The following is a 465-nucleotide window of genomic DNA, read 5'->3' on the forward strand; positions in this document are numbered from 1 at the left end:
GCGGGCATCGTGAAAAGTCTATGTCAAAGAAAGGGTTATGTTCTCATAATTGACGATTAAATCGCACCTTCCTTAAGTTTTGATGGCGCCATTGACGCTGAATTACCTGGTACAGTCCACCTCTGTGGGCCAACGCCACAAACGATTCTCCCAGGGGATCAGATTTCAATTTTCTGTGAATAATTTGAGGACATTACTATGAAAACAATCGCCATTGGCGCGGATGATGCCGCCTACGCGTTTCGCGATGCTATTACCAGTTATCTGGCTCAGCAGGGAATCACTGTTGTTGATTACAGCAGCGATAAGCGCCCGGACGCGAATTATTATCCTGACGTTGCCCATGAAGTTGCGATGGCTATTAAACAGGGAGAGCATGACCGCGGCATTTTAGATGGTGTCGTCACAAGATTTTAGCCCAGAGAGCGATGCATCTGATCTGGACGGCAGCGAGAAATGAGGCCG

1 pseudogene is annotated in these 465 nt (G+C 48.0%); it reads left to right on the forward strand.

What is annotated here, in order from left to right:
- Nucleotides 1-198: 198 nt before the first annotated feature.
- Nucleotides 199-393, forward strand: a pseudogene (locus ACSZPU_RS26300) (RpiB/LacA/LacB family sugar-phosphate isomerase); the annotation flags it as partial.
- Between the last annotated feature and the right edge of the window lie 72 nt (nt 394-465).

It is taken from the genome of Phytobacter sp. V69 (genome assembly GCF_965644215.1).
In the GTDB taxonomy this organism is placed as follows: domain Bacteria; phylum Pseudomonadota; class Gammaproteobacteria; order Enterobacterales; family Enterobacteriaceae; genus Phytobacter.